Raw genomic sequence first — 25,548 nt, 5'->3', positions numbered from 1 at the left:
CGAGGCTATTTTGATGAGTTTCTATGCAACCCTTATTCTCGCTCTCGCCCTTTCTATGGATGCTTTTGCCGCTGCCATAGGAAAAGGCGCTACCCTTCACCGGCCACATTTCCGCGAAGCTATCCGCACCGGGATTATTTTTGGCTTGGTTGAAGCCTGCACACCGTTAATCGGTTGGTCGCTGGGTTTGTATGCTAGCCAATACATTATGGAATGGGATCATTGGATCGCCTTTTCATTACTGTTAATTCTTGGCTGCCGAATGATCATGGAAAGTTGCAAAAATGAGCCGGAAACCGCTCACAAAACCACGCCCCAACGTCATAGTTCAGTCACATTAATTCTTACAGCAATAGCAACCAGCCTGGACGCGATGGCAATTGGTGTTGGCCTTGCCTTCCTGCAAGTAGATATCCTGCACACCGCCATGACAATTGGTCTTATCACCATGATCATGGCCACATTAGGTATACTCATTGGTCGCTATATTGGCCCGCTCTTGGGCAAAAAGGCCGAGCTAGTCGGCGGGTTAATCTTAATTGCGATTGGTTTCAATATATTATTCGAACATCTTAAATTATTTATGTACGCAAAATAAATGATTATGGATGCCAATGATCTGGAAAGAGCACCTTTTTCTTCAGCCTGTTGCGGCGTTATTAGCCGCAACGCAAGATCGGTTGTACATCGCCCGCCGCACATCACTCTTCTTGTTATCAAATACGTCGATATACTTTTAACGTGAAATCTGCCTCACAATTAAACTGTTCTTTCGCTATCAAATGCGCTTTAACATCTTCTGATGCCCGCCAGGCAAAAGGGGTCATCTGCAATAAATGGTGAGCTTGTTCACCATTTAGCGACATCACATAAGATAGGTTGTCAGTTGAAATTAATTCAAATCCTTCCCAAAGCTCATGATTTTCAGGATGTAAATGCACTTCCTGATAAATTAATTCCTTCAATTGGTACAAATGACGGAAACCGGGTGTCACGGTCAGAACAATCCCCCCGGTTTTCACGACCCGGGCTAATTCTGTTGGCTTACAGGGCGCATAAATACGCAAAATACCATCCAGTGAATGCGCGGCAAATGGCAACCGATGGCTGGATGCGACGCAAAAATTAACCTGAGGATACCGCTTAGCGCCATAGCGGACCGCCACTTTCGCGACATCCAATCCGTATACCACCAAATCCCGATGAAGATCCAACTGTTCCTGAACCGCCGCAGTGTAATAACCTTCGCCACAACCAATATCCAGTATGGTTTCAGCCTCTTCAGGCAAATATTTGTTGAGTAACTCAATTGTTTTTTGCTGCAACGCCTGATAATGCCCCGAATGCAAAAACGCCCTTCTCGCTTGCATCATCTCGACACTATCCCCGGGTTCTTTTGAGCGTTTATGCTGAACAGGCAGTAAGTTGACATACCCTTCTTTTGCACAATCAAACTGATGATTGTTTTCGCAACGCCACTGATGGCTGGCCAGTTGCTGGTGAGCAAACAGTAATGGTGAATGACATAAAGGACATTGATAAGACATAACATTCCGATGAATAGGGAAAATCAGGGGCGTACTATACCATGCTATTTAATTCAGCAGACACTTTCTTACCAGAAAACCGTCAATGACTTATTTTGCAACAAACGATACCATATTATTAAACTTTCTTAATGATTATTATCATTAAATAGATAATTGAACTGTTAAACATAGCAAAGAATAACGTTAATGAAAAATGATATGTAACCGTATCAGTGATAAATATATACACACAAGAAATGACAATAACGCAGCAAATTAAAATTAATAACGCAAGTATTTTAGAGGAAAGGCCCGTTTTTTCAATTAAATACTTATCTCTGTTGTTTTCATATTCTTCTTTTACAGGATAAAATAAATTAACCACCTTAACAATGATACTGATAAAAGCCGTTAACAATAATAATGCCATAATATAGTCGATATATTTAATCACCGGTTCAACCAGATTAAACTCCCCCGCAATAATAAGATACACAATAAAAAAAATAAAAAAATAAAATTTCTTTTCTGAATATTCCCCATTTATTTATTTTACAAAAATCACCTATTTTGGCAAACATTGATTTTTTACAACCATCTTTTTTCATAGAAAACCAAACAATGAATTTTACCTATGTTTTACACCTGAACATCATGTCATAAACAATATATTTCAAACATACACTCTTAGGGTTATTCTTCCGCTAACACAATGAATTTTTATTATAAACCATAATAACCCTGAATAACTTAAAAATAGCGCGATCGCATTTAACATTTATAAAACAAAAATCACACGTAACACCTCATCTCCCTGTCGTCTTAAAGATGAACTACACCTTCTGCCGAGGAGCCTGAGCTTGCAAAAATGGCAGTAATAACAAGCCTATCATGACTGCACAGACAGAAATCGTCATAAATAACCCCGTCCAATGGTAATACTTTAAAATAATGGCAACAGGATAACCAGCAAGTGCGGCGCCAGTATAAGCAAAGAGACCAACAAACCCCGTGGCTGCCCCCGCAGAATCTTTATGTGAACATTCCGCAGCCGCCATCCCAATCAATAATTGGGGGCCAAAAACAAAAAATCCAATGATAAAAAAGCCGATGGATTGAAAAATTAATCCCGTCATCGGCATTAACCATAACGCCGCGACGGATAAGAAAATGCCCATAGCAAATATCAGGTTCATCGGCCCACGATTGCCACCAAACACTTTGTCAGATCCCCAACCCGCGACCAGTGAGCCGACAAAGCCTCCAACTTCAAAAAGTGAGACGACTGTGTTTGCGCTGACTAAATCATAATGGTGATATTCTGTCAGATAGAGATTGCCCCAATCATTAATCACAGTTCGAACGAGGTATACTAAAACATAACTGAATGACAGCAGCCAAATAGATTTATTGCAGAAAACATAGGTTTTCAATATTTCTCGCGTTGTTAACCCTCTCCCTTGATTTTCATGTATTTTTTCTAAATGATCATGACGAAACTGACCAATAGTCGGTAATCCCATGGTGGTCGGCTTATCACGTAATCGCCAACATAAAAATAGGCCGGCCAAAATGCCTAAACAGCCGGGCACAATCACCCCTTCCCGCCAGCTAACATGTAGTGTCAAGAAGCTGATCAATAATGCAATCAGTGCACTACCTACATGATGTGAAGTATTCCAGAGCGACCACCAAAAACCACGCTCTGAGCGCGAATACCAACTGGTCAGTAGTTTGGCACACGCTGGCGAACCCCAGCCCTGAAACCACGCATTTAATACCCATAAAAAGATAAACATCACAACCGAACTGGATAACCCCAAAAAGATATTAATAATCCCCGTCGCAATTAATCCTATGCCCATAAAATAGCGTGTATTGGTACGATCAGAAATCATGCCGGACAGGAATTTAGAACACCCGTATGTGATATAAAATAGCGTCCCCATCAGACCAATATCCCCTTTATCAAAACCAAGATCAGGGATCATAACAGGCATCGCATAATTAAGACTTTTCCGGGTAAAGTAAAAGACGGCATACCCGATATAAAGGCTCAACATAATATGCAAACGCCAATAACGATAACGTTCTCTGATTTCTTCATCAGATAATTGGCAGTTATTGAATAAGCTGGATGGAGAAGAAACTGTCATGATCGTGTCTTAAAGTTTGGGCAAGATGATGGATAAATCCGTCCCCGACGAGATTGAATCACCTTGTTGTTTTTCACTGTTAATGGTGAACTTGCCACCGAGAGCCTGTACACGTTCACGCATACCACGCAGACCAAATCCTTTCATATGATCTTCGGCCTTACAGCCAATACCATTATCTTTGATCAAAACATGAATCATACCTTTAACAGAAAAATACAACTCAATATGATCCGCCTGAGCATATTTCATGGCATTATTCAACGCTTCCTGACAAAGACGATATAATGTCACTTTGGTTGTATCACTGAGTTGCTCAATCGCGGCAACCGAATCCTCCGCCCAATGCACATCCACTAATATGCCATGCGCCTCAAATTTCATATCCCGCAATAATTGCTCTATCGCTTCTTTCAAGCCGAGATCATCAAGGATCTTAGGTCGCAACCGGCTTAATAGCCCTTTCGTCGTATCATAAATATTGAGTGATAATGCTTCGATCATTTTGGCGCAATTGGCACTCATCGGCGCCACTTCTATCCGCTGAATAATACTGGCTTGTGTACGAATGGCTGTTATATTCTGACCAATTTCATCATGCAGTTCACAGGCAATCTCCCGTCTTACCGATTCTTCCGCTTTCACCAATTGACGAGACAGGCTGTGATTACAATCGAGTTGACGCCTTAATTGTGCATTGAGATCACGCTGACGCTGTACAGCCAGACCTAACATGATCCCCGTGATTGTCTGCACCAACAGTGATAACAAGAGATCCGTGATTTCGATATGCGAAACGCCACTACGGGCGGCAATCAATGCAATACTGTTCAACAACGTACCGACGACAGCACCTTGCCAGCCGTAACGAAAAGCCAATAGGATAATGGGGATAGCTAAACAAAATGGCGCAAAATAACGCAATTCATTCGGAAGCCCCACCTGGAGCACGATATTCAGTACAAATAATAAAACATAAAGAATAACGTGTTTGAGATGAAACTGAAGGCGATATGAGGCAAGACTTGCCGTCAGCGGCAGCCAAATATTTTGGAACAGGTAATGCCATATTAGATAACACAAAGGAACTAACATCACACCCCCTGTTAAACTCACCAGGAATGCGATACCCAATGCAGAACTGTGGTGACTTATCGCCACCACATTAATAATCGATGTTGCCAGAATGATACCGGCCATAATCACAAATCGCTGCCATTGACTGCCGCAATAATAATGATTGGCAAACCCAATAAGCGGGAAACTGATCATACTGGCCGTTAATACGGTCAACCATTGTGGCTGTGCCATTAAGAACGCTAAGCAAATGGTCAGCCCCCATTCGGCACCGTAAAGGGTTATCCAATAGCGTTTGGGGGTATGGAGAGCCATCCCAAGACGCAAAGCAAAAGGGAAAAACAAAATAGCCAACTCAAAATCATTAACAAAATGGTACGCAATGATCCATAAGCAAAACCACCAGCAAGAAAACAACAAGCAGCCACAAAATGAATTAATCAGATATTGACGCATGAGTGATCACTCATGGCAAAATGATTTGCCAAACCCACGTTATTCGTTACCCCTAATTTACTCATCGCATTGGCTCGATGGACGTGGATTGTTTTATGGCTTAATCCCAGTTCAGCCGCCACCGCTTTAACATCCATACCACTGGCCAGCATCTGCGCAACTTGTCGTTCTCTTTTCGTCAGATGTTCCAATGGTGCCAGATGACTCTTTGATGACGTCAGATTAAGCACAATCTCCGGTGTGAGATAACAACCATGATTGGCGGCCGTTCGCACCGCTTGAACCAACTCATCCGGACTACAACGCTTACTGAGGTAGCCGCGGGCTCCGGCTCTCAGGGCATTTTCTACCATAGTGGCAGAATCATGCACACTCAACATAATACAGCTAATACCTGAGGGGAGATCGTTCAGGAGAGACAATCCACTTTCGTCTTTCATCGAAATATCAAGGATACAGACCGTTGCGCCCAATCCGGGTAATCCTTGCCGGGCTTCGGCACATGAACCGAACTCACCCACAACGTCAATATCAGGTTCTAAATTCAGTAATTGAGCAAACCCTGAACGTACAACAACATGATCATCAACTAATGCTACTTTAATCATCATTATTGGTTAGCAGATTAATAAACGGAATAAACTACTCCTATTGATATCGCTTCGCAATAGCCTGCATGATGGCAATCAGTAGGTTGTCATCAGCCGTTTGCAAGATATAAAAAATGAGATGTTGGAAAAAGGCGTGAAAAGATGCTGCCGGGGTCAAAAAAAACGGCAGCATCAATATCAATCATCACTTAGCGGGCTTTCTTCATTTTCCGGATTTTTTGTTCTTCCGCAATCGCGACAAAAGCAAGCAAACTAAGGCATATGAATGCAGAAGTATCAAGTGCAACAAACGTCCCTTTCCAGCCAGTCAGACCAAAAATAGGTACACCATCCGCAATCATGCCCAAACCTAACTTGGCAAAACTATCACCAATTAAGTAGGCAAATGTGCCTTTGACACCATCAGCTACACTGATTGCCTTTTTCGGTACAAAACCAACTGCAGCCACACCGATCAACAGTTGTGGGCCAAATACCAGGAAACCCAGTACAAACAGAGATCCCAGGTACATATATTCACTGGTTGCATGTTGATAGAATTCAAGACAAACAATAATCAAACCTAAAGAAACACAGGCAACCAGAGCACGGCGACCATTCACCAAGTCTGACAAATACCCCCACATTAATGTACCGACCAACGCCCCGACTTCGAACAGGGTAAAACCGGTGATCGCCGTTTCTTTTGATTGTCCCAATTCCTGATAAGCATACACCGTTGACCACTGGTCGATACCAATACGTACAATATAAAGGAAGATATTGGCAAAACAGAGTAGCCAAATAACTTTGTTTTTTAAGATATATTCAACAAAGATCTCCCATTTGGTCATCTGGTTTTCTTCTGCGGCAAGATCTTCTTCGCTGATGGTTTCATCAAATAACTCTTCTACCTTGCCCAAACCATAACTTTCTGGCGAATCGCTGCCATAACGTAGCCCAATAAAGCCAATAATGAGCGCAATAATCGAAGGGAAAATAAACATCCCGATCACATGACCATTAAAGAAATAGTTGGCACCAAAAAGTGCTACCCCAGCGGCGGCGGCGCCTCCTACGTTATGCGACATATTCCATAACCCCAGATAGGTTCCACGCTTATTGCGAGGCGTCCATTTTGTAATGGTGGAATAGCTGGCAGGCCCGCCTATACTTTGGAAAAAACCACTCAATGCATAAAATGCCACCATCAGGAAAATACTGATGCTGGAATGTCCCATGCTCATGCTAAACCCTAACATGGCAAGGCCAGACAAGATCAACATAAATGGCAAAAATTGTTTGGTATTTTTGCCGTCGGCATAATAAGCAACAGCCGTTTTACCAATACCGTAAGTAATAGAAAAACCTAATCCTATTAACCCGAGCTGCGTCATCGACAAGCCATAAGTCGAGATCATATCGTTTTGGGCGATATTAAAGTTCTTACGGACTAAATACATCGCCATATAGCCGATAAAAACCACCAAATATGACTGCATGAAAGGTTTAAACCACATTTTACGGCGTACTTCCACTGGTAGATCCAGTGTCGGTTTACGAATTTGTTCTAGAATCTTAAGCATTTGAGAATCCTTAGGTGACCATGAGAAAAACATCTTTTTAAAGCGGATGAAAAAGATAAGTCGCCAGAAAGCGAAAATTTTCGTAGATATCATCTTTATAGGTATGGTTATTACCGTGCAGTTTAAAAAACTGAAGAAAGGTTGGCTTGAGCTAAGCTCCTAGTTGAATTAGGAATATTTCCTAGTTTTACTCGCTTTGTACATAAAGCGTGAAAAGAATCACACTCTAAGCTTTTCTCTTCCTGAGCTTGGGTAAAATAAGTTGCTTGCCATATTGACTGAATGTATTGATTGGGTGGTCATAGCAAAAGTCGGCAGTAATTTTTCCAATCACGTCTTATTCCCGAGAATATCTCAGAATTTTTATACTGTAATTTAAGTTTTTTCATAACACTTCCAAGGCTATTTACGTTACCTAGAAGTGATCCTCTGCGTAGTAGTTCATATCCACTCCAAATGTACAAACAAATTCATGCTCTTTATTCTTAATTGACGCAGATAACTGCGGCGTTTTTCGCTCGGATAGCCTTTATCAGCCAGCACCGCTTTATAAAACCATTTTTGCGCTGTATGTCAATACCATCGGATAAAGGGATGGCGGAAGATCGCTGAAAGTCAATGATACTTTTTAGCGGGATACTCACATTTAGAGCCTTGATGGACGTTGTTATGATATTTAGCCAATTGTTAGTACTACAGCCGTAATCCATATTGTGCCATGATGGGGTTCTTCTTCCTTAAATCAAAGGTGGTGTCACATGCCATCCCCTGCCAAAATCTGGGAACAGGCGCTACAGGCATTACATGCCCGTCTGGCTCCCTTATTTCACTCTACCGGCCCACGACAACGCAGCCTCGCCTATCTTCGGGGATTGCTCAGTGATGTTGAACGTAAAAATAGCTGGCAACTGGCTGAATGGCTAGGGGAAAGTTCCCCCGATGGCATTCAATATTTGCTGGAACGCGCTGATTGGGATGTCGAGATGGCCCGCGATATCCTGCGGGATTATGTCACTGAACATTTGGGCGATGAACAGGGGGTTCTCATCCTTGATGAAACCGGTTTTATCAAAAAAGGGACCCATTCTGCCGGGGTACAGCGTCAGTATAGTGGGACCGCTGGACGAGTAGAAAACAGCCAGATAGGCGTATTTCTGTGTTACGGCGGCCACGGCGGTCATGCTTTTATTGACCGGGCCTTATACCTGCCTCGCCAGTGGATCGATGACCGTGCCCGCTGTGAAGCTGCGGGTATCCCGGCCAGTGTCACGTTTGCAACGAAACCCCAGTTAGCCCGGCAGATGCTGGAACGGACATGGGATGCTGGCGTGCCCTGTCGCTGGGTGACCGCGGATGAAGTGTATGGCCGTGACCGTCGTCTGAGGGTCTGGCTGGCGTCCCGACACCCGCCCTTCGTGTTAGCCATTCCCTGTAATACCCCTTTATGGTGGCAAGGACCCAAATATCTCCGTGCTGAACGGATTGCCGATACGTTGACTGCCACTGACTGGAAAACACGCTCAGCGGGAACGGGAACAAAAGGTGAGCGAGAGTATGACTGGGCTGTTGTGCCATTATGGCGTTTACAGCTCAGTGAAGAGGAGCGGCGTTATGGTCATTATCTGTTGGTTCGCCGCAGCCGGGATAGTAGACAGGAACGGGCTTACTATGTGGTGTATGCCTTGCGAGAACAGGCGGATCTTAATACGCTGGTTCAGGTGGCGGGTTGTCGCTGGGAAATCGAAAGTGGCTTTAAGGAAATCAAAGGGAAATGTGGACTGGATCACTACGAAGTGCGGCGATGGCAGAGTTGGCACCGGCATATTACCTTGTCGTTACTGGCCCATGCAGTCCTGGCGGTTCTGCGGGTAGAGGAGAAAAAAAACACCGGCAGGCCAGGTTCCGCTCAGTGTAGCGGAATTGCGTAAGCTGTTGTCAAAGCTGATGGAAAAAGCGGGAGAAACAATCGAACAGGTTTTACATTGGTCAGACTGGCGACGACGGCATCAATACCGGGCACAACAATGTCATTATCGTCGCCGGGGAAATCATCGGCTTACAGAACAATTACGGCTGTAGTACTAGGTTGTGTCCCTTAATTATATAACCGCTTGTAAAAGAGTCGAATACAGCCTAATTTCACCATCGATAAATAGTTCCGGGCGGTTTTTTCGTAACGGGTTGCGATACGCCGATTCCCTTTCAGAAAACCGAAACAGCGTTCGACCACATTCCGGTCACGATAAGCCTGTTTATCAAATTTTGTGCGGCCATTAGTACTGCCTTTTTCATTGATTTTATACGGAATAATGCTCTTGACCCTCAATTTACGCAGATAACCGCGCAGTTTTCCGCCCGAATAACCTTTATCGGCCAGCACGGCTTTGCCACGTCGTTTCATGAAACCATTTTTGCGTTGGACGCCAATGCCATCGAGCAATGGAATGGCGGATTGACTTTCATGGGCTTGCCCTGCGGTCAATATTAGGTTGAGGGGAAAACCCTTTCGGTCGGTTGCCAGGTGGATTTTGGTGCCATAACCACCGCGTGAGCGACCCAGCGCATGATCGTCAGCGATATCGGGCTGTTTTTTTTCGCGCCGGCGGCCTCTTTACTGGCGCGAATATGGCTACCATCCAGGCAAATTTCAGTCCAGTCAATCAACCCTTTTTCATCCAGAACGGACAGTAACCGATTAAATATCTTGTTGATAATGCCCGATTTTGACCAACGATTAAATCGGTTATAGACCGTTTTCCAAGGCCCATAGCGTTCCGGTAAGTCGCGCCACGGTGCTCCAGAGCACAATACCCAGAACATCCCATTCATCACACGACGGTGTTCAACATAGGGACGTCCTGCCCGTTCTGAATGAACCAGGGGCAAACAAGATTCTATCAATATCCATGCGTCATCAGGAATGTCGTAGCGTGCCATCATCTTTTCCTATATTGAAAACCGTTTAGATGATAATACTACCAATTTACATTAAGGGACACGGCCTAGTATTGATAATAGAATGATGTTTTGAAATTCTGATGACCATCAGCATAATCAGGACAACACGTCGAATACATAGGGAAGAAAGCCATGACAACAGAAAAAAGGGTTGGCACTATTTTATTTTTATTAGTCATGTTAGTAGTCATGGTTTTTGTTGTTTTCACTGCGGGCAGTGAACTGATAGCGGCGTTTAAGATGGAAGACCGGGTTGAATCTTCTTGGGTCATGTTCATGCTTGTTTTTTCCTCGCCATTCATACTGTATTTTTTACTTTTTGGAATCTATCTGGGCATAATTCTCACGCCAGAAAAACTAAAAAAACTAGAAAAAACCAGAACAAAGAAAAAAAAGAAAAAATCGACAACACTGCACGAACGGATTATGGGCTTTTTTCTCGCCATTGAGTTAATTGGGTTGATCATGAGTATTCCATTATCTTGGTATATGCATTTCAAGTTGTTGGGAGCGGGCTATATTGTCTGCGAACGTACGTCTCCGAAAGCACCAACCCGATATGCGAAAGAGGAAAAACTCTGTCACTGAGTCTATCAAGTTTACGCTTAGCGACAATCTTATCATGATGTCATGATAAGAGCTGAATGCGTTGAGTAAGAGAAGAAAGCGGATTGGATCGGGGTTACTCCCGATTACAGAGGAAGAGACCGACGGAATAACAAATCCGTCCCCAACATCTACGCAATTGCAATAGCAGCTGGAATCAGAAAAACAGCATTGTCTATCTCAGGCCAATAACTCAATAGCCCGCTACAATATGCCGTAGACCTCAATATGTCCATTAACAGAGAACAGACCATGCTCACTGAGTGGAAAAAAACTGTGTGCTGCTGAACCGTATTGACTGTTCGTCAGTACCAGATATTGACGGGCCTAAAACACCAGAGTGATTATCAGGGGCACAGATCACAGTGCCCCTGTATGTTTTATATTTTAGATATCATTTAGGGGGAGAGATATTCAGATGTGCTCGAATAATTTCATTTAATTCATCGACCCCGACAGTAACATCGTCATCACCTTCTAATTCTAAAGTGACCATGGACTTAGGTAATTGCAAGCTTACCAGCGCCTCAGAAAATGACGTAGTATCCGTGGAGGAAAGTGGTACATCCCATTGAATCACGTTCACAGGGCTGCTCTTGTCCTGTAATAAATTATCCACGATAGCAAGGTAATCTGATTGGCTGCTTGTCCATTGCTTATCCTGAGCCGACCAGAACCAACGTGTGATAAATAAATGATGCCACAAATCATCCCATCCCGTATACATTTTACGCAGACGCGGGGCTAACATCCGCGTCCAGGATTGAGCTTCTTCTTTGGTGATATATTTCAATCGGGCACCTTCTAAACATAACATACTGAACCGGACATAATCCCAAGCCAGATATTCCATGTTTTGAATGTCATGGGTATTGTGATACATCATTTTATATTGCCAAATGAGTTCTTGTTTTTCCGTTTCATCCCACTGACTTTTTTCAATATTGCTCAATAACATGTCGAAATCGTTTTTTGATAGGTGAATAACAGTATCTCTTATTTCATAATAATCAGTAGAGTGCCCTTCCATAATGAGCCAAAATAATTGCTGAAGTAAATCCTGCCGGTTTTTGATCCCCCATGCCGACGATAAGCCATTATCCTCGGCGATTTCAGGCGTATAATCATTAACCACATGACCATTAAAAACCGCATAGGGCGCCCCCAGAATGATCCCCCAGTCTTCACTGGTCACCGGTAGGAGCGTGTTTTGCGTGGTGACTTCAATCTCTTCTTTCCTGTTTTCGTTTGTTACATAAGGGAAAAAACGGCTATAAATGCTATAACTCACACCCAGTAAGACAAGTGTAAAAACCGCTGTGCGTAAAAACCAATGCATAAAATCTCCATTTATTATGAGGTATTGAGGACAGGGATAATAAAGATTTTTGATGAGTCACAAAATAAAAAAATAAAAAAATAAAAATTCACGTTATTGTATTCACTCAATGGCACTGGAAAAACCGGGGCAAATGAAAAACGGTTCTACAATGATATGAGCCGAAAAGCTAATTTTGAATATAGTCGAAATATTCCATATGCGAGTAAGTATGAGATCTTGCTAAAATAATCCGAATTCCGTTTAAGCCGTCATTGGAAAATCTTCTTCTGAGTAGAAAACTTTCAGTGACGGTTTCTTCCATTTTAGGCAGTAAGCAATGACACCACCTAAAACGGTCAATAGAAATCCTTTTATACTTCGGTGCCAGGAATGCTCTATTTGAGAAATGGTTTTTAATTGCCCATTAATTGTTTCAATAATAAAACGCTTTGATAACATTATATTATCCCATTCAGCCAGCACTTGCGCTTTCATGTGACGGCGCTTTTTCGTCATGAACGTTACACCCGCTTGCGCTAAAGCACCTGCCAGTTCTTGACTAAGATAGCCTTTGTCACCATAAAGAGAACCCGTTAATTCTTTTGCTAATTCGCGAACCGGTTCCCGATCATCCACATTACCGGCGGTGATTTTGAGTGCCAGAATTTCGCCCTGATGGTTAACAATCAAGTGTAATTTGAAACCGTAAAACCACCCTATCGAGGTTTTTCCTCGCTGTGCCACCCCCTCAAACACCTTATGGCGGGGAATACGAATGTTATGGCACACGCGTAAACTCGTGGAATCAATAAAAGCGATCCCCGTGGGCTTTCCTTTTAACTGAGTCAGATAACTGCACAGCGGCACTAAAACGGAAGGGGAAACACTGACAAAACGGGTATAACTGAGCAAAGTTGGAAAATCGTGATGATGATATTTCCAAATATGCTCCAGATAAAAATGTTTAAAATCACGGTAATGCGACATGTGAAAGCGGATCAGGATGGTCATCATTTCACTGGGATACATGTGACCTTGCCTGCGGCGTAGACGATGCCCCTTATTAAGACAAAACTGTTCCCATTGAGGAATAGAAAAACGACAAAAGTCATCGACATCGCAGAAAATTTCAACTAGTTTGTTCATTGCCTGTTCCTTCTTAGAGCGGTTTTTGGTGTGCACCAAAACTTTGCTCTTGGAACAGGCACTTCGCCAATTTTTTATCCAGAATTCGGGTAATATTACGTAAATCATCAAACCATTCAGGGGACATTACATTTGGGGACTTCCCAATTAAAGGTTCAAGCATGAGTGCATTTGCCACGGATTACTGTTGCTTATAAGTAAGGCTTGCACCTAAAGCATATAGTCTGTGATATATCGCTATCGTTGGATCTTCAGCTGGTAAATACGCGACATTACCTGTCATTAGCTCGCCCATTCCTAATAAATCAGGCCCACCCGCTATCTGAGCAGCTAATTGCAAAGCCAGCATAGACTTACCTACACCTCCGGGAGCAACTATTGCCCCTACAGTCCCAGTGACCATATTGGGTAAAACATAGTCAAATAAAGGTGGTTCGTTTGTAAATGCAGACATTATTTCAATCGCCATGATAACTCCCTGCATAAATCTCCTGGTCTGGCAGCTTTTAACAGTGATCTGCGTCTTTCTTCTATCCAGTTTTCAACTTCAGCTAAATCCCAGGCAACGCTCCGACTTGTCAGCACAATGCGACGAGGAAATTCCCCTCGTTGTTCCAAGTTGTAGATGGTTCGGTCTGATAATGGGATCATTTTCAACAATGTCTTACGGTTGATCAGCGTTTTTTTCGTTACTAAAGCATTCATAGCTTCTCCAATCTTTACGTCATTCTTTAGTTGATAATGCCTGACGATTCCAGTAATTTACTGATATAGATTGGACAAAAAGGTTGGATGCAAAAATGTTTGAAACTGAAGAAAAAGTACGATATAAGCTTGGCGAGTTTTATATCCCTATTTGGGTCATGTATTAAATAGTTAGTTGTTATGATAATCTTCCGGTATTTCGTGGTGGAACATGGCTAAAGTAGAAGTTGATTGTCGTTATTGTCACAAATCAGAAGATGTTAAAGGACATGGAAAAGGTCATAGAGGTTATCCCCGCTACCGCTGCTATGCCTGCAGTAAAGTCTTTCAGTTGGCATACACCTATCAAGCTTGCAAACCGGGAGTCAAAGAGCAGATTATTGATATGGCGATGAATAACAGCGGCATCCGTGACACGGCCCGCGTATTGAAGGTGGCAACAGCTACTGTGATGAAAACGCTTAAAAACTCAACCCCCGGAACGTGACGACGCTTCCTCTTGACGGGGATGACATTCATCTTATCTGTGAAGTGGATGAGCAGTGGTCGTTTGTGGGGAGTAAGAAAAATCAGCGCTGGCTCTGGTATGCCTGGGAGCCGCGTATGAAACGGATAGTGGCACATACTTTTGGGGATCGCAGCAGAAAAACATGGGAAAAACTACTGGCACTCTTGTCACCCTTTAATATCCGGTTTTACTGTACGGATGATTATGCCGTTTATGATTGTCTTCCTGAAGAAGTCCATCTTACTGGAAAGATATTTACCCAACGTATAGAGAGAACCAACCTTACCCATCGTACCCGAATAAAAAGGCTGAATAGAAAAACAATCGGTTATTCCAAATCTGAAGAAATGCACGATAAAGTGATAGGCACTTTCATTGAGCGTGAAAACTATATTTAGTGATCCTTCTAACCATTTAATACACGACCCCTATTTGGAAGTATTCCGACATATCTGTATCCAATGCTGTTAGCTTATTTCGAGAAGAATGGCATTCGTATTCCTTGGAATCCAAAAGTCATAATATTATTAAACTGATTGAAAAAATAATTGACCCCGCTATAGCTGAATATTTAGCTACTCTTCCAAAGACATACCTCATCTATAGCCCAATATCAAAAGAAAACTTAACCTATAGTGAGCTAATTAAGTTAAAAGGTTTTCACTTTACTACCGATCAAATTCATATTCATCTGCGTAACTTTATTAATCATTGCTCATACACAGAACAAGATATTTTATTTATTTCGACTCAGGATATGCTTAAAGAGCTATTTTCTCTTTGCGAAGGGAAACGACCTAAAAGATCTAAGCTAGCACCGGATATTGACTTAAATACCGAAAGGAAAATGAGACTTTGCGCCTTCTGTGGGAATCCAACAGAATTTTCCATATTTGTTAGAACATGGAAAAAATATGGCACTATTGAAGATGATGAATACGAAGATTATGAAAAAAAGGGAAAGAAAAAACGCCCAGACTTAAGCCACACATACTGCTTAAATCACCGACCAAAATTGCATGATGGCTCATGGAACGCCATGTATAAGCAAGCCATGCGCTCTAAAGAACAATTTGAACAAGAACTTTTAAGGCTTCGATGCCAAATCGCCCATCCAGATCGCTACAATGCAAAATCTGGTGATAAGTTAATCGATGAGTATTTTTATCATTATATGTTTGATTCATCACTCGACCCCACTAATGTAGCAGAGCTGCGCGATTTGGCACGAAGAATGGTTGACTCCCGACTGACTGATAACAAAAAACGTATGCTTGTTCTCCGTAGGCAAGGTTTGTCTAACCAACAGGTTGGCATCAAGTTGGGAGAAATCACCAATAAACCATCGTCAAACCAGGCCGTTTCTAAGGCGATACTGTCTGTACGTGAAGAGTTTCACTTATTTGAGTAAGACTAAGGCATTAGCCTTAAAGGGAAGGAAGCTAAAACCGTTTATCAAATATTCTATAAAAGTGAAGCCCTATTTTTATGGTATGCTCGCAAACAAACGCAAATGATCAATAAATCATCTGTTTCATTGAGCTCGCAACTACTACGCGGTACACTTTGTCTAAAGCTATCTAGTGGATTTAAGTGATGAAAAAGCGGAATAAAAAGCAAGTTAAAGCCAATATCTCTCGTAAATTTCGTGTGGCTAAGCCACTTCAAGAACAAGTACCAATTCAGAAACAAGAGAGTTTTTTCTCAGTTTGTGAAAAGGTCATTCTTCATACTGAAGAAGCTAGCGAGACTACTGTAGAATATTATTTCAGTAAAGCTGTAGTAGCAAGGGAGGAAAAAGCCTTTCAAACAGAAAGACAGGCTGTTCTGAACTTGATTGCGTTTTCTGATCTCCCAATTACACCACTAATTCAATCAGCATTAGACCAAGATGAACGGTATGAGTTTAGCGAGCAAATTAGCACAGTACTTTCCTTGGTGAAAAATGATACCTCACTCAGCCCCTATATGGAAATCATCAGGGCCTTTATTCTTTCGGGTACAAAGCAACAATATACTACTTACTTTAACTGTTTGATGGGCATTTCATCATCCTTTAATAAAGAGTTGCCTATTTTTGACATCAACAAGCTGAGTAATGCTCAGCTGCTAACCTTTTATGAAGCAACACACCGCATCCTGCTGGATAATTCACGCCAACTCCAAACTCTTGAAAAACTAACTCAATTTATATCCCATCAAGTTGGTGAATACACATCCCAGAGTCTGCTTTTTTTTGAATCCTATTTTAGTATTGATAGAAACCCCAAACACAGCATCGAGGTTGCAAGGAGATTTTTCGGTGCCCCCAACCTTTCGGCAGGATACACTAACTATCTAAGTTCACTAGCATTTAACACGGCACATGCCGCTATAACGATGGCTGATATCGAGGAAGCTGATTACTGGATAGATTACATTGATGATGACGATAAAGCTGTATCTCTCAGGCACTCAATCGCCAAATTAGAGGAGAAAATTGGCACGAGAACTGATCACCCATTAAATCCTGAACATATTGCCCCCTCCTCGCTTGAAAAAATATCAACTCGAATGCTGATGATACTATGTGCTTTTGTTGATGGCTGCGGTGATGATTGGGGATTCAAAACATTAACACGTTCTGGGAAATACATATTTCCTTCAGATACAATGACAGAGGCGCTTTTCCAGTCCCTGGCAATCAATGGATTAATTAAAATGTCCATATCCTCTTTCAATGCGCTGGATGATTCCGCACTGGATCACTTTAATGAGATACTGTGGGATGCTAAATTTCACTTAAATATCATTGGCATTTCGGACAGCCGATTGATGGCGTTACCGATATTGTTAGAAGAGTTAGAGCGCCGCAATGATAAAAAAGAGGTAGCTTGGCAAATCCGCAAACTCATAACAACAGGTTATTTTTACAGCGCATTTGAGTACTATCTCGGCAACGTTGATGAACACTGGGCAAGAGAGTTTGCCCTGAATGAGGCAACAATAGAACGAATAAATCTATCGACACTCAGTGGCAAAGACTTATCCTATATTGCCAAATCGTCTATTCGCTTTACAGCGGGGCAGCACTCAATCGGCAGTACAAGTAGTAACAAGCATACCTGCAATACCCTAATTGGTAGCATCAATCGGTATTTCGACTGGGTAAATGAAGGGAGTTATTCTCACAACGAATATGAACGAAGCAAAAAACAACCAATCCTTTCCTCAGAAAGACTGCTTGAGCAAATCTCAGGTTTCACACCTGATGATATCTACAATCTTCCATCTCTACCGCAAGAAATTGAAAAAGAACCTGAAGAATAGTGATTTTTTAGGTTATTAATGCTCGGCCTTTTTCAAAGGCCGAGCATTAATAACCATATTCCCCTGAGTTGTAAATTAATTAGCTTATCCACATTGGCCAATATCTAATAATGTTAGTAATACCCTCTTCCAGTACAAAATGCCCCATAAGATTAGATTTGGCTTTGTATCATAACTATGTCAGGCCAAATCTTAGCTGATTACTAACATCAATATGACTCAGTGTGTCCACTCATCTATCATATCAGCCCAATCCTGCAACATAGCGGTGCGCTGCTCACGGTACTCTGCTTTATTGTACACTGCCCTAACCCCTTTCTGTTCATGCGCCAGGCACTTCTCTATCCAATCCGTGTTATAGCCTGCTTCATACAGCAACGTACTCGCTGTTCTGCGTAAATCGTGAGGTCCAAATTTAGCAAGGTCGTGTCCGTCTTTTTGTGCTGCTTTATACGTAAGATCTAGCTCTCGATTCATGGTCGCACTACTCATTGGCGCATCAGAGTCATAGCGCGATGGAAGAACAAAATCAGAACCACCTGCGAAGGTTTTTAAAGCAACTAAAATGTCCATCACCTGACGCGATAAGAAAACCAGATGCGGATTTCGGCGTTTCATTCGCTCTTTTGGGATAGTCCAAATTGCTTCACTAAAATTAATTTCGCTCCAGGTTGCATTAGTTAACTCACTTTTACGTACCATTGTTAACAATAGCAGTTTTACAGCAACCCGAATTGATGGCGTTGTCCCGACCTTCTCCAGATAGCGATACATCAAACCAATTTCACCTGACGTTAATGTTCGATCTCTGGGTTCAAATTTTGCAATACTTGCAGGTCTCACTAAATCTGCCGGGTTTTCTACTTTTTGGCCTCGTTCAATCGCCCAGCGATAAACCTGAAGCACTATTTCTCTTGCATGAACCGCTGTCGCTGGCGCACCACGTTCAACAATGGTGTCAGTGATCGCCCATAAGTCTTCATGTGTGATTTCATTTAACTTTTGGTTGCCAAATTTACCCTTAAGTTCCCTAGCATAAACTGATCGCCGCATATCCCGCGTAGAGTCAGCCATCTGATACCCACGAAGCCATTTTTCAGCCCATGCACCAAATGTTTCCGCACCTTTAATTCTCGCTTTATCTCTGGCTTTTTCTTTAGCCGGGGACTTACCATCAGCCACCATTCTTTTAGCTTCCCCAAGTCTCTCTCTGGCTTCAGCTAAAGTAATCCCGCCAATACCATAACGACCAAAAGTCACCGTTTCCTGCCTACCATTGATGGCGTAATTATAACGAAATGAGACAGAGCCAGCGGGCGTGACAGCTACATACAGCCCATCCCTGTCATTCACTTTATAGAGCTTTTCTTTCGGTTTTAAATTTCTCAGTTTGGTATCAGTCAGCATTAATTTTCATCCTTTTTTAACTTTTTGATACCATGCAAAACAACAGTAGGAAATTACGATTTAATTTCTTTGAAAACAAATAATTACTTATTTTTAATACCATGAAGGGATCAAAAACTATCGCATGGTATCAGGCTGTTATCATGGCATCTGGCTCCGATAATACCGGCTTTAATACCACATTCAACTTGTGCTTGATGCTGCTAATCAGTGCCAGACAGTACAAGCACCAAAAACAAAAAAGCCCATTTTTACATGGGCTTATATGCTTATTTTGCTAGTCAGTGCCAGCTAATTCTTATTGCGGGATTATTCCCACTCAATTGTCGCTGGTGGCTTACCGCTGATGTCATAGACCACTCGTGAAATACCATCGATTTCATTAATGATTCTATTCGAGACACGCCCCAGAAAATCATAGGGCAAATGTGCCCAGTGAGCTGTCATAAAGTCAATCGTTTCTACCGCACGCAAAGAGACGACCCAGTCATATTTACGGCCATCGCCCATAACCCCCACCGAACGAACAGGCAGGAAGACGGTGAATGCCTGACTCACTTTATTGTACAGATCAGATTTATGCAGCTCTTCAATAAAGATAGCGTCAGCACGGCGCAGTAAGTCACAATACTCTTTTTTCACTTCACCCAATACGCGAACACCAAGACCCGGGCCTGGGAACGGATGACGATACAACATGTCATATGGCAGGCCAAGTTCCAAACCAATACGACGGACTTCATCTTTGAACAACTCTTTCAGCGGTTCAACCAGCCCCAGTTTCATATCTTCCGGCAGGCCACCCACATTGTGGTGAGATTTAATCACGTGAGCATTACCCGTTGCCGATGCCGCAGATTCGATCACGTCTGGATAAATCGTACCCTGTGCCAGCCATTTGACTTGGGTTTGTTTTGCCGCTTCTTCGTCAAATACATCGATAAAGACATGGCCGATAGTTTTACGTTTAGCTTCTGGCTCATCAATTCCGGCTAATGCAGACAAGAAACGATCTTCTGCTTTAACATGGATGATATTCAGGTCAAATTTACCCTCAAACATCGCCATCACTTGATCCGCTTCGTTCAAACGCAGCAGGCCATTATCAACGAAAACGCAGGTTAAGCGCTTACCAATCGCACGGTTTAATAATAATGCCGTCACAGAAGAATCAACACCACCAGACAGCGCCAGAATGACGTGATCATCACCAATCTGAGCACGTAGACGTTCGACAATATCGTCGATAATAGAAGCTGGCGTCCATAACACTTCACATTGACAAATATCCAGCACAAAACGTTTCAGAATATTCAGGCCTTGATGAGTATGAGTCACTTCCGGGTGGAATTGCACACCATAAAAACGTTTTTCTTCATTAGCCATAATGGCAAACGGGCACGTATCTGTGCTGGCAACCTTTGTAAAATCAGCTGGGATAGCTGTCACTTTGTCACCATGACTCATCCAGACATCCAACAACGGATGACCGGTCTCACTTAGCGCATCTTGAATATCGCGGAACAGTTCACAGTTATTTTGGATTTCAACTTGTGCATAGCCAAACTCACGTTCATCGGAGCTATCAACGCGACCACCCAATTGCATAGACATTGTTTGCATGCCATAGCAGATGCCCAGAACCGGGACGCCTGCATTGAAAACATATTCTGGGGCACTTGGGCTATTGTGCTCAGTCGTGCTCTCTGGCCCGCCGGAAAGAATAATACCATCTGGGTTAAATTCACGAATTTGCTCTTCAGTGACATTCCATGTCCAAAGTTCACAATAAACACCAATTTCACGAATACGGCGGGCAATAAGCTGGGTATATTGCGAGCCAAAATCAAGGATAAGAATGCGATGCTGATGGATATTAGTTGTCATTTTAGATGAATTCCAAAAACAAGTGGCAATAAAAAAAATAAAAAAGTCACTGGCCCAGTGATGGGCCACGCTGAATAAATTACAGACCTAAACGATAGTTTGGTGATTCTTTGGTGATGGTGACGTCATGAACGTGACTTTCTTGAATGCCTGCACCACTGATACGAACGAATTCTGCTTTTGTTCTCAGTTCATCGATGGTTGCACACCCCATCAGCCCCATACAAGAGCGCAAACCACCCATTTGTTGGTGGACGATGCTTTTCAGTAATCCTTTATAAGCCACACGGCCTTCGATGCCTTCAGGAACCAGTTTGTCGGCGGCGTTATCCGTCTGGAAGTAACGATCAGAAGAGCCTTTCGACATTGCCCCCAAAGAACCCATTCCACGATAAGATTTGAATGAACGGCCTTGATAAAGTTCGATTTCCCCTGGTGATTCTTCTGTGCCTGCCAGCATGGACCCGACCATCACACAGGAGGCACCCGCAGCAATCGCTTTGGCGATGTCACCAGAGAAACGGATACCACCGTCTGCAATAACAGGAATCCCCGTTCCTTCCAGCGCTTCAACCGCGTCCGCAATCGCCGTGATTTGAGGAACACCGACACCCGTCACGATACGGGTTGTACAAATAGAACCGGGGCCGATACCAACTTTAACCGCATTCACTCCCGCGTCGACCAACGCTTTCGCGCCCTCACCCGTCGCAACATTCCCCCCGATGATTTGCAGATTAGGGTATTTAGCACGGGTTTCACGAATACGCTGTAAAACACCTTCAGAATGACCGTGGGAAGAGTCAATTAGCAGCACATCAACACCCGCAGCCACCAATGCATCAACACGCTCTTCGTTGCCGATACCCGCACCAACCGCAGCACCAACACGCAGGCGGCCTTGTTCATCTTTACATGCGTTCGGCTTACGTTCCGCTTTCTGGAAATCCTTCACCGTAATCATGCCAAGCAGATGGAAGTTATCATCCACAACCAGGGCTTTCTCTACACGTTTTTCGTGCATTTTCTGTAAAACCACTTCGCGGGCTTCGCCTTCGTTGACTGTCACCAGACGCTCTTTCGGTGTCATTACCGCCGTGACTGGCTGATCCAGATCCGTCACAAAGCGCACATCACGCCCGGTGATGATACCCACTAATTCGTTATCTTCAGTGACTACCGGGTATCCGGCAAACCCATTACGTTCCGTCAGTTCGTGGACTTCACGTAACGTTGTCTGTGGTGTGACAGTCACCGGATCAGTCACAACACCACTTTCATGTTTCTTCACGCGGCTGACTTCTTCAGCCTGACGCTCGATTGACATATTTTTATGAATGAAACCAATTCCCCCTTCCTGTGCCAGTGCGATTGCCAGTGAAGATTCCGTTACCGTATCCATAGCAGCGGAAAGCATAGGTACGTTCAGGCGAATAGTGGAAGTTAATTGAGTGGACAGATCTGCGGTGTTAGGTAAGACAGTTGAGTGGGCGGGAACTAACAATACATCATCAAAAGTTAATGCTTCTTTTTTAATTCGTAACATGAGCAATATCTCACCAAGCTATGGGCAATAAGAGGGATAAAATATTGCCGCGGCATTATACAGGCCGAAATCGGTTGCCTCCAGCATTTTTTGAAAAAAATTCTTGATTAGTCATGCAATGAGATTAATATCGATTAATTAAGTCTTTGTTTTAAAATTTGATCTAGCTCACATGTCGATACCAACCAATACCGCAATTTTTTCTGTTAGCCGTCTGAATCAGACAGTTCGTCAGCTATTGGAGCTGGAAATGGGCAGAATTTGGCTATCCGCCGAAATGTCCAATTTTTCTCAGCCATCATCAGGCCATTGGTATTTCACATTGAAAGATGAACGAGCACAAATTCGGGCGGCCATGTTTCGAAACCACAATCTGAGGGCAACATTTCGTCCCCAAAATGGTCAGCAAGTATTGGTTCGGGCACAGATTACATTATACGAGCCTCGCGGTGACTATCAGCTGATAGTAGAGCATATTCAACCCGCCGGAGAGGGTTTACTGCAACAGCAGTTTGAACTATTAAAACAAAAACTTGCGACGAAAGGCTTTTTCGAACAAATTCATAAAAAACCCCTTCCTTCACCTGCCAAACGGCTGGGGATCATTACTTCCGTCAGCGGTGCGGCACTGCACGATATTCTGAATATCTTAAAACGCCGCGATCCTTCTTTGCCGATTGTGATTTACCCTAGCGCGGTTCAGGGAGACGAAGCACCATTACAGATTATTCGGGCGATCGAATTGGCAAATGCGCGACAAGAATGTGATGTCCTGATTGTCGGCCGTGGCGGAGGATCGCTGGAAGATCTATGGAGTTTTAACGATGAGCACGTTGCCCAAGCGATATTTCATAGCCAGATCCCTATCGTCAGCGCTGTCGGGCATGAAACCGATGTCACCATTGCCGATTTTGTTGCCGACTTACGTGCACCAACACCTTCTGCGGCAGCAGAGTTAGTTAGCCGCAATCAAATCGAATTATTGCGGCAAATTCAATCTCTGCAACAACGTCTTGAAATGGCAATGGATTATTTTTTTGCGCAAAAGCAACGAGCCTCCAATGTGTTGCACCACCGGCTGCAACAACAGAGTCCTGATTTACGATTAGCGCGCCAGCAGCATCATTTGGCTGAGTTACGACAAAAGTTAGTTGATCGTTTGTTACGTCGTCTAAAACAAAGTTTAATTTCATATGAGAAATTGAATCAGCGATTGTTACAAACTCATCCAGGACGGGAAATCCAGCACTATCGCCAAGCTATCCAGCAATTTGATTTTCGTTTACAGCAGGCTATTGAGCGACACTTGAGCCATAATCGGGAAAAATTTGCCGTTTCCTGCTCACGAATGGAGGCCGTTAGTCCACTGGCAACATTGAGCCGCGGTTACAGTATCAGCGAAACATCCGATGGGAAGCTGTTGAAGCAAGTTAAACAGGTGAAAGCGGGCGAAAGCGTAAAAACACGATTGCAAGATGGCTGGATTGAGAGTCAGGTGACGCAGATCACAAAGACCAGCCAGAGAAAAAAATAAAGGCGATACGTCTCTTCCCTAACCCTCATTTTATATGATGATGAAATGAGTAAATGCCATATTGACTTTAAATTACTCTCTTACCGTGTATAACCTTGCCGCTCGCTCTCTTTTTTATTTGGCACCTTCATCTCTGGTGAAAATACTGTTTTATTCTGTGATATGCCATCAGTCTGGTATTTTTATTGAGATAGATAAAAGTCTATCGGCAGTTCAACCGTGATCTTGCCATGAGTTAAAATAACGTCGGGAGGCTTCGGTAATGGCTGTGACCTTTCCAGCACCATCCTTGCTTCCCTGTCGAGTGACTGGGTCCCTGAATGTCGTATTAACTCATTTTCAAGCACCATGCCCGATGCGTTAACGGTAAATTTCACGATCGGACGTCCTGTTCGGTTTCTTCTCTGCGCATCTGCCGGGTACTTTTTATAACGATTCAAATGCCCGGTTACTTCTGCCTGCCAGACGGCTTTAGCATCTGCGATAGCATCAGAACTACTTTCATAGGAGGCAGCAGTACGGACCGTCACGTTATTCGCCATCGCACTACTGGTCGTTGGTGCCTCACTACTGCGGGATTTTTCACTTTCCAGCTTTTTTGCTTGCACGCGTTTAACGGGTGGCGTTTTTTTCGGTGTCTCTTGCTCTTTCTTTTTTTTCTTCTGCTTATCCACTAAAAGCAAGGCATTTTCATTGATATCCCATTTCGGCATGTTAACTTCGTCAATTTTGCTTTCCTGTTGCTTACTGGCAACAGAGTGCTGTTGTTCAATACCAATTGATTGCTTCTGAATTTGATGGATGGCTTCCGTCTGTGTTGACAGTTCTACCATCACCGCGGGCGGAGGCAGAAACTCCTCAATATCCACATCCTGAGGTTTGTAGACCAACCATCCTACGAACAAGGCATGCAGTGTAATCGCAGCGAGAAAGGATTTTGTCACATGATGAGTGTGAATATTTTTATACGTGATGTCCGTCAACATTGCTTATGGCGCATTATGTCAATAATAAATAGCAACGAATGATAATCAATTCATTATATAAATGAAAACTATTTTTATCTATTGATGACCCACTTCCCTATGATTCTTACCATTATTGGGTGACATTTTCGCTCACTTTCAGCGTATACCAGACAAAATCAGCATATTCTCATTTGGCGCGATGGTAGGTAGATGTTTTCATGACTGTCCATGATCAAAAGAAAAATTGCCCGCATACTAT

General features: G+C 43.1%; 24 protein-coding genes. 9 read left to right on the top strand and 15 right to left on the bottom strand.

Going from position 1 to position 25,548, the window contains the following annotated elements:
• Window positions 1–13 precede the first annotated feature (13 nt).
• Window positions 14–598, top strand: a complete 585-nt coding sequence (mntP, locus tag XPG1_RS06800; RefSeq protein ID WP_045958404.1) for a manganese efflux pump MntP — start codon at window positions 14–16, stop codon at window positions 596–598.
• 118 nt (window positions 599–716) lie between these two features.
• Here the strand turns inward: mntP and rlmA are convergent, their stop codons facing one another.
• From rlmA to uhpT, 5 genes are all read right to left on the bottom strand, one after another.
• Window positions 717–1,547, bottom strand: coding sequence for a 23S rRNA (guanine(745)-N(1))-methyltransferase (gene rlmA, locus XPG1_RS06795; protein WP_045958403.1), 831 nt, complete (start codon window positions 1,545–1,547; stop codon window positions 717–719).
• Window positions 1,548–2,362: 815 nt separating this feature from the next.
• Entirely contained in the window at window positions 2,363–3,685 is a 1,323-nt protein-coding gene (locus tag XPG1_RS06785) for an MFS transporter (RefSeq protein ID WP_045958401.1), read from the bottom strand.
• A 9-nt stretch (window positions 3,686–3,694) separates the two neighbouring features.
• Window positions 3,695–5,218, bottom strand: a complete 1,524-nt coding sequence (uhpB, locus tag XPG1_RS06780) for a signal transduction histidine-protein kinase/phosphatase UhpB (RefSeq protein WP_045958400.1) — start codon at window positions 5,216–5,218, stop codon at window positions 3,695–3,697.
• Window positions 5,203–5,826 (bottom strand): response regulator transcription factor UhpA, encoded by a 624-nt coding sequence (gene uhpA, locus XPG1_RS06775; RefSeq protein WP_045960547.1) that lies wholly within the window; start codon window positions 5,824–5,826, stop codon window positions 5,203–5,205. Before uhpA ends, uhpB begins: the two co-directional genes overlap by 16 nt.
• Window positions 5,827–6,017: 191 nt before the next feature.
• Complete coding sequence (gene uhpT, locus XPG1_RS06770) at window positions 6,018–7,394, bottom strand: hexose-6-phosphate:phosphate antiporter UhpT (RefSeq protein ID WP_045958399.1); 1,377 nt, start codon at window positions 7,392–7,394, stop codon at window positions 6,018–6,020.
• Window positions 7,395–8,152: 758 nt separating this feature from the next.
• Here uhpT and XPG1_RS06760 point away from each other — a divergent pair.
• A complete protein-coding gene (locus tag XPG1_RS06760; protein ID WP_045958397.1) occupies window positions 8,153–9,322 on the top strand; it encodes an IS701 family transposase in 1,170 nt (389 codons plus the stop codon).
• Complete coding sequence (locus XPG1_RS18375) at window positions 9,315–9,473, top strand: hypothetical protein (RefSeq protein WP_157879434.1); 159 nt, start codon at window positions 9,315–9,317, stop codon at window positions 9,471–9,473. The genes XPG1_RS06760 and XPG1_RS18375 overlap by 8 nt, the downstream gene beginning before the upstream one ends.
• Window positions 9,474–9,489: 16 nt before the next feature.
• Here the strand turns inward: XPG1_RS18375 and XPG1_RS18005 are convergent.
• Window positions 9,490–10,331 (bottom strand): IS5 family transposase gene (locus XPG1_RS18005; protein ID WP_157879545.1). Its coding sequence is split into 2 segments (ribosomal slippage): window positions 9,490–9,989 and window positions 9,989–10,331, totalling 843 coding nucleotides; the frame shifts between segments, so codons are not numbered across the junction.
• 153 nt (window positions 10,332–10,484) lie between these two features.
• On the opposite strand from XPG1_RS18005, the gene XPG1_RS17025 reads away from it, so the two are divergent.
• Both XPG1_RS17025 and XPG1_RS19150 read left to right on the top strand, forming a co-directional pair.
• Complete coding sequence (locus XPG1_RS17025) at window positions 10,485–10,940, top strand: DUF1240 domain-containing protein (RefSeq protein ID WP_052708266.1); 456 nt, start codon at window positions 10,485–10,487, stop codon at window positions 10,938–10,940.
• Between the two features lie 281 nt (window positions 10,941–11,221).
• Window positions 11,222–11,302: a tail fiber assembly protein gene (locus XPG1_RS19150; protein WP_366301096.1), complete on the top strand. Its 81-nt coding sequence runs from the start codon at window positions 11,222–11,224 to the stop codon at window positions 11,300–11,302.
• 50 nt (window positions 11,303–11,352) lie between these two features.
• Here XPG1_RS19150 and XPG1_RS06740 read toward each other — a convergent pair whose 3' ends face one another.
• The 5 genes from XPG1_RS06740 to XPG1_RS06725 form a co-directional block, all read right to left on the bottom strand.
• Entirely contained in the window at window positions 11,353–12,297 is a 945-nt protein-coding gene (locus tag XPG1_RS06740; RefSeq protein WP_052708265.1) for a DUF1266 domain-containing protein, read from the bottom strand.
• Between the two features lie 243 nt (window positions 12,298–12,540).
• Window positions 12,541–13,425 carry an IS982 family transposase gene (locus XPG1_RS06735; RefSeq protein WP_045958394.1) on the bottom strand — a complete coding sequence of 295 codons (885 nt, stop codon included), beginning with the start codon at window positions 13,423–13,425 and terminating at the stop codon, window positions 12,541–12,543.
• A 13-nt stretch (window positions 13,426–13,438) separates the two neighbouring features.
• Complete coding sequence (locus XPG1_RS19270) at window positions 13,439–13,588, bottom strand: hypothetical protein (RefSeq protein ID WP_231853063.1); 150 nt, start codon at window positions 13,586–13,588, stop codon at window positions 13,439–13,441.
• An 18-nt stretch (window positions 13,589–13,606) separates the two neighbouring features.
• Window positions 13,607–13,894 (bottom strand): AAA family ATPase, encoded by a 288-nt coding sequence (locus tag XPG1_RS18915; RefSeq protein WP_052708264.1) that lies wholly within the window; start codon window positions 13,892–13,894, stop codon window positions 13,607–13,609.
• Window positions 13,879–14,130 (bottom strand): helix-turn-helix transcriptional regulator, encoded by a 252-nt coding sequence (locus XPG1_RS06725; RefSeq protein WP_045958393.1) that lies wholly within the window; start codon window positions 14,128–14,130, stop codon window positions 13,879–13,881. The genes XPG1_RS18915 and XPG1_RS06725 overlap by 16 nt, the downstream gene beginning before the upstream one ends.
• A gap of 211 nt (window positions 14,131–14,341) precedes the next feature.
• On the opposite strand from XPG1_RS06725, the gene XPG1_RS17995 reads away from it, so the two are divergent.
• The 3 genes from XPG1_RS17995 to XPG1_RS06705 all read left to right on the top strand — a co-directional run bounded on the left by XPG1_RS17995 (window position 14,342) and on the right by XPG1_RS06705 (window position 17,947).
• Window positions 14,342–15,036, top strand: a protein-coding gene (locus XPG1_RS17995) for an IS1 family transposase (protein WP_157879417.1) whose coding sequence is annotated in 2 segments (ribosomal slippage) — window positions 14,342–14,594 and window positions 14,594–15,036 — 696 coding nt in all. Because the reading frame shifts where the segments join, the coding sequence is not laid out codon by codon here.
• Between the two features lie 104 nt (window positions 15,037–15,140).
• The gene (locus tag XPG1_RS06710; RefSeq protein ID WP_197541115.1) at window positions 15,141–16,049 is read left to right on the top strand and encodes a LuxR family transcriptional regulator; all 909 of its coding nucleotides are present in this window, start codon (window positions 15,141–15,143) and stop codon (window positions 16,047–16,049) included.
• A gap of 185 nt (window positions 16,050–16,234) precedes the next feature.
• Window positions 16,235–17,947: a hypothetical protein gene (locus XPG1_RS06705; RefSeq protein ID WP_045958391.1), complete on the top strand. Its 1,713-nt coding sequence runs from the start codon at window positions 16,235–16,237 to the stop codon at window positions 17,945–17,947.
• A gap of 219 nt (window positions 17,948–18,166) precedes the next feature.
• Here XPG1_RS06705 and XPG1_RS06700 read toward each other — a convergent pair whose 3' ends face one another.
• The 3 genes from XPG1_RS06700 to guaB form a co-directional block, all read right to left on the bottom strand.
• Window positions 18,167–19,354 carry a tyrosine-type recombinase/integrase gene (locus XPG1_RS06700; RefSeq protein WP_045958390.1) on the bottom strand — a complete coding sequence of 396 codons (1,188 nt, stop codon included), beginning with the start codon at window positions 19,352–19,354 and terminating at the stop codon, window positions 18,167–18,169.
• 309 nt (window positions 19,355–19,663) lie between these two features.
• Entirely contained in the window at window positions 19,664–21,241 is a 1,578-nt protein-coding gene (gene guaA / locus XPG1_RS06695) for a glutamine-hydrolyzing GMP synthase (RefSeq protein WP_045958389.1), read from the bottom strand.
• Window positions 21,242–21,320: 79 nt separating this feature from the next.
• Window positions 21,321–22,787: an IMP dehydrogenase gene (gene guaB, locus XPG1_RS06690; RefSeq protein ID WP_045958388.1), complete on the bottom strand. Its 1,467-nt coding sequence runs from the start codon at window positions 22,785–22,787 to the stop codon at window positions 21,321–21,323.
• 172 nt (window positions 22,788–22,959) lie between these two features.
• On the opposite strand from guaB, the gene xseA reads away from it, so the two are divergent.
• Entirely contained in the window at window positions 22,960–24,321 is a 1,362-nt protein-coding gene (xseA, locus tag XPG1_RS06685) for an exodeoxyribonuclease VII large subunit (protein WP_045958387.1), read from the top strand.
• Between the two features lie 182 nt (window positions 24,322–24,503).
• Here the strand turns inward: xseA and XPG1_RS06680 are convergent, their stop codons facing one another.
• Entirely contained in the window at window positions 24,504–25,307 is an 804-nt protein-coding gene (locus tag XPG1_RS06680; RefSeq protein ID WP_045958386.1) for an energy transducer TonB, read from the bottom strand.
• Between the last annotated feature and the right edge of the window lie 241 nt (window positions 25,308–25,548).

It is taken from the genome of Xenorhabdus poinarii G6, assembly GCF_000968175.1.
GTDB lineage: Bacteria > Pseudomonadota > Gammaproteobacteria > Enterobacterales > Enterobacteriaceae > Xenorhabdus > Xenorhabdus poinarii.
The sequence above is the reverse complement of the archived record's forward strand: the minus strand, read 5'-3'. Positions and strand labels throughout refer to the sequence as shown.

Bases quoted from the DNA above. Each gene is read 5' to 3' on its own strand.
- uhpB (WP_045958400.1), bottom strand. From the start codon at position 5,218: ATGCGTCAATATCTGATTAATTCATTTTGTGGCTGCTTGTTGTTTTCT.
- XPG1_RS06760 (WP_045958397.1), top strand. From the start codon at position 8,153: ATGCCATCCCCTGCCAAAATCTGGGAACAGGCGCTACAGGCATTACAT.
- XPG1_RS06785 (WP_045958401.1), bottom strand. From the start codon at position 3,685: ATGACAGTTTCTTCTCCATCCAGCTTATTCAATAACTGCCAATTATCT.
- XPG1_RS06705 (WP_045958391.1), top strand. From the start codon at position 16,235: ATGAAAAAGCGGAATAAAAAGCAAGTTAAAGCCAATATCTCTCGTAAA.
- uhpT (WP_045958399.1), bottom strand. From the start codon at position 7,394: ATGCTTAAGATTCTAGAACAAATTCGTAAACCGACACTGGATCTACCA.
- xseA (WP_045958387.1), top strand. From the start codon at position 22,960: ATGTCGATACCAACCAATACCGCAATTTTTTCTGTTAGCCGTCTGAAT.
- XPG1_RS06700 (WP_045958390.1), bottom strand. From the start codon at position 19,354: ATGCTGACTGATACCAAACTGAGAAATTTAAAACCGAAAGAAAAGCTC.
- mntP (WP_045958404.1), top strand. From the start codon at position 14: ATGAGTTTCTATGCAACCCTTATTCTCGCTCTCGCCCTTTCTATGGAT.
- guaB (WP_045958388.1), bottom strand. From the start codon at position 22,787: ATGTTACGAATTAAAAAAGAAGCATTAACTTTTGATGATGTATTGTTA.
- XPG1_RS17025 (WP_052708266.1), top strand. From the start codon at position 10,485: ATGACAACAGAAAAAAGGGTTGGCACTATTTTATTTTTATTAGTCATG.
- guaA (WP_045958389.1), bottom strand. From the start codon at position 21,241: ATGACAACTAATATCCATCAGCATCGCATTCTTATCCTTGATTTTGGC.
- XPG1_RS06735 (WP_045958394.1), bottom strand. From the start codon at position 13,425: ATGAACAAACTAGTTGAAATTTTCTGCGATGTCGATGACTTTTGTCGT.
- XPG1_RS06725 (WP_045958393.1), bottom strand. From the start codon at position 14,130: ATGAATGCTTTAGTAACGAAAAAAACGCTGATCAACCGTAAGACATTG.
- XPG1_RS19270 (WP_231853063.1), bottom strand. From the start codon at position 13,588: ATGCTTGAACCTTTAATTGGGAAGTCCCCAAATGTAATGTCCCCTGAA.
- rlmA (WP_045958403.1), bottom strand. From the start codon at position 1,547: ATGTCTTATCAATGTCCTTTATGTCATTCACCATTACTGTTTGCTCAC.
- XPG1_RS18915 (WP_052708264.1), bottom strand. From the start codon at position 13,894: ATGGCGATTGAAATAATGTCTGCATTTACAAACGAACCACCTTTATTT.
- XPG1_RS06740 (WP_052708265.1), bottom strand. From the start codon at position 12,297: ATGCATTGGTTTTTACGCACAGCGGTTTTTACACTTGTCTTACTGGGT.
- XPG1_RS06680 (WP_045958386.1), bottom strand. From the start codon at position 25,307: ATGTTGACGGACATCACGTATAAAAATATTCACACTCATCATGTGACA.
- uhpA (WP_045960547.1), bottom strand. From the start codon at position 5,826: ATGATTAAAGTAGCATTAGTTGATGATCATGTTGTTGTACGTTCAGGG.